A 1,428-nucleotide genomic window follows, 5' to 3' on the forward strand; every position below is an offset into this window, starting at 1 on the left:
CAGCGGCCCGGACGCCCTGACCGGAGCAGCCCGATGACCACCATCACCCCCGACGCGCCGACGACGACCGGCACCGACGGCCCGCCACGGACCCCCGGCCGGATCGTGACCGTCTACCGCTGGGAGATCACCAAACTCGCCGCCCAGGCCCGCACCCGCGCGACCCTCGCCGTCTGCCTGGTCACACCGTTCGTCTTCGTCGTCCTGCTCAACCAGCAGGACCGGCTCCCCAAAGACACCCTCTACGGCCGATGGGTGCACACCAGCGGCTTCGCCACCCCGCTGCTCATCCTCGGGTTCGCCGCCCAGTGGGTGTTCCCGCTGCTGACCAGCCTGGTCGCCGGTGACATCTTCGCCAGCGAGGACCAGCACGGCACGTGGAAGACCATCCTGACCCGCTCCCACAGCCGCACCCAGATCTTCTGGGGCAAAACCCTGGCCGCGGCCACCTTCGCGATGCTCGTGCTCGCCGTACTCGCGGCCAGCGCCCTGGCCGCGGGCGTCCTGCTCGTCGGACACCAGCCGTTGGAAAGCCTGTCGGGCACCCTGCTGCCCGCCGGCCACGCCGCCGGACTGGTCCTCGCCGCGTGGGCGACCGCGCTCCTGCCCCTGCTCGGGTTCACCAGCGTCGGGCTGATGCTGTCGGTGGTCACCCGCAGCAGCCCGGTCGGAATCGTCGGCCCGATCATCCTCGGGCTGGTCATGCAGCTCTACGCGTTCCTCAACGGCACCGACACCATCCGCCACCTGCTCCTGACCACCCCGTTCGACTCCTGGCACGGCCTACTGGCCGGCGACCCCTACTACGGCCCGCTGTCCCAGGGCGCACTCGTCAGCCTCGCCTACATCGCGATCTGCCTGGGCGTCGCCTACACCGTGCTGCGTCGCCGCGACATCACCGGAGGCTGACCCCGATGCCACGACCCATCCTGCCCCACCTGCCCCACCTGCCGCTCGTTGTCCGCCTGCCCCGGGCGGTCGCCGCCGCCGGCGCCGTGGCGCTCACCGTGGCCCTGGCCGGCTGCGGCTCCCCGGACATCACCCGCCCCCGCCTGGAGGGCTCCATCAGCCCGGTCTTCGCCAACCTCTACGTCCAGCAGCAGGCCCTGCTCGGCCATCCCGGCCTCACCGCGGCCGCGGTCGCCGCCACAGCGACCTGTCACCGCGGCAACCCCACCGGGCCGGACAACGGCGGCCCGACCGTGGCCGATCAGGGCGCCGGTAGCGACTGGAGCTGCATGGTCGCCTGGACCGACACGACCGGCAAGGCCCAGAACGGCAAGTACGACGTCCAGGCCCGTTCCAACGGCTGCTACCTGGCCAGCGGTCCCGCGAAACTCGTCGGCCCCCTCACCATCGCGACCGCCACCGGCACGAACGTCATCAATCCGGTCTTCGAGTTCGACGGCTGCTTCAACACCACCTGAC

The 1,428-nt window shown here is 71.4% G+C and carries 2 protein-coding genes; both read left to right on the forward strand.

Annotated features, from left to right (window positions below; genetic code table 11):
* Positions 1-33: 33 nt before the first annotated feature.
* On the forward strand, positions 34-909 hold the full coding sequence (locus U9980_RS17585) for an ABC transporter permease (protein ID WP_322768918.1): 876 nt from the start codon (positions 34-36) through the stop codon (positions 907-909).
* A gap of 5 nt (positions 910-914) precedes the next feature.
* Positions 915-1,427, forward strand: coding sequence for a hypothetical protein (locus U9980_RS17590; RefSeq protein WP_322768917.1), 513 nt, complete (start codon positions 915-917; stop codon positions 1,425-1,427).
* Position 1,428: the final 1 nt, after the last annotated feature.

It is taken from the genome of Protofrankia sp. Cr1 (genome assembly GCF_963555865.1).
Lineage (GTDB): Bacteria > Actinomycetota > Actinomycetes > Frankiales > Frankiaceae > Protofrankia.